Source organism: Paraburkholderia sp., from assembly GCF_035656215.1.
Lineage (GTDB): Bacteria > Pseudomonadota > Gammaproteobacteria > Burkholderiales > Burkholderiaceae > Paraburkholderia.
In genome coordinates this window covers 1-1,755 of record NZ_DASRSY010000215.1, presented here as the reverse complement: position 1 = coordinate 1,755, position 1,755 = coordinate 1, and the positions used below count along the sequence as shown (strand labels likewise).

Sequence of the window (1,755 nt, the reverse complement as noted above, 5' to 3'; positions counted from 1 at the left end):
CGAAGACCCTGTGAACAAGACGAAGTCCGTGATCTTTACGGAAGAAGGACTGCGCGAGTCCGAGCGACTTTTTTATCAGCACTTTGTCATTCCGGAAAGAACCGGGAAGTGATTCAACGAACTTCTAACTCACGACACTAGGACCTCAGCACAAATCATTGCGGAAGCATTCGAAGGCGCCGGCCGCTCAGCCGGTTTGAACACCGCATCGCCGCGGCGAATCTTGCGCCGCGTCACTGCGCACGTTCCCGACGTATGCGCCGAGCGCCGCCGCCACCGCTGTTCGCCATAATGACAGCGCCCCGGTTCGACCCAGCGGATCACTAGCGTGGTGTCGGAGCGCTCGAGAATTTCGATGCGTACGCCATTGGTACCGTCAAGGGGGATGGACTCTAAGGTCATCATCGTCGGCTCCGTATTGTGGTGTGCCGAATGTAGTCCCGTGCGCCCTGGATAGCCATTGTGCCGGAGTTGAAACACTGTTCTCGAATTAGCAACAATGAAACTTGACATCCACGCTTACACGAAACGGCGGGGCTTTGCGGGCCATATGCGCTGTGAATTTTCGATAGCGTGGATTTTTGCAACGCAGTGTTGTACGCAGCGCGACGAAAATGCCATCTGCAAAGGGCTTCGGTGCTTCCTTTAAGATGTGGTTATTGTTGAGCGACCGTGCGATGCAAGTGTAGCGGGTTTGCATTTTTCCGGTCGGCTCGCGCGCATATCCACAGGATCCGAAGAGCCCACATGATTTCACGCCCCCCCGTAGCGCCGCCAGAATCGCCGACACCGCCTGATCGCCTGAAAAAGCAGAAAACAGCTTTGCTCGTCCTGTACATCGCACTCGTGCTGCTGGCGCTGTGGGTCGTGCGCGATTTCATGGCGGTGGTGGCCTGGGCCGGCGTCATTGCAATCGCGCTGTGGCCGCTTTTTAAAAAGGTGGAAGGCAGCCGCTGGTTCACGGGCCGCACGACGCTGATCGCCGCAGTGCTGACATTCGCGATCGCGTTGCTGGTGGTGCTGCCGGTCGGTATCGGCATTACACAGGCGCTGCACGAAGCCCATGACATGAACGAGTGGTTCAAGACGGTGCAGGAAAACGGTATTCCGATGCCGGACATCCTCGAGCGCTTGCCGTTCGGCGTGCAACAGATTTCAGCCTGGTGGCAGGCCAATCTCGCGCAGCCGCTGCGCGACTCGGCGGCAATGAAAGGGCTGCACAGCACCACGGTGATGACGCTCGGCCGCCACTTCGGCGCGCGCGCGGCGCACGGTCTGATGGTGTTCGCCTTTATGCTGGTCACGCTGTTCGTGATCTTTCAGGCGGGGCCGCTTTTATCGGGTTCGCTGATGAAAGGCGTGCGGCGCGGCTTCGGCGACGACGGCGCGCAGTTGCTCGAGCGTATGGCTGCGGCGGTGCGCGGCACGGTGTCGGGGCTGGTGGTGGTCGGGCTCGGCGAGGGCGCGTTGATGGGCGTTGCCTATTTCGTGACCGGCTTGCCGCACGTCGCGCTGCTCGCGTTCATCACGGCGATCGCCGCCATGCTGCCGTTCTGCGCGCCGATCACGTTCGGCCTCGCGGCCTTGTGGCTGTTTTCGCAAGGCTCGGTTGCCGGAGCCATCGGGCTTGCGGTGTTCGGCTCGATCGTGGTGTTCGTCGCCGAGCATTTCGTGCGGCCGGTGCTGATCGGCAACTCGACGCGATTGCCTTTCCTGCTTGTGCTATTCGGTATTCTCGGCGGGGCGGAGACGTTC

Annotated in this window: 3 protein-coding genes; 2 read left to right on the top strand and 1 reads right to left on the bottom strand. The window is 60.5% G+C overall.

Annotation, left to right across the window (positions count from 1 at the left end; translation table 11 throughout):
- Positions 1-112: DUF6429 family protein (locus VFE81_RS12260; RefSeq protein ID WP_325044023.1), on the top strand; the 112-nt coding region annotated here is incomplete at its 5' end.
- A 17-nt stretch (positions 113-129) separates the two neighbouring features.
- On the opposite strand, the gene VFE81_RS12255 is transcribed toward VFE81_RS12260, so the two are convergent.
- Complete coding sequence (locus VFE81_RS12255; protein ID WP_325044845.1) at positions 130-402, bottom strand: DUF3331 domain-containing protein; 273 nt, start codon at positions 400-402, stop codon at positions 130-132.
- 345 nt (positions 403-747) lie between these two features.
- On the opposite strand from VFE81_RS12255, the gene VFE81_RS12250 reads away from it, so the two are divergent.
- Positions 748-1,755: AI-2E family transporter (locus VFE81_RS12250; RefSeq protein ID WP_325044844.1), on the top strand; the 1,008-nt coding region annotated here is incomplete at its 3' end.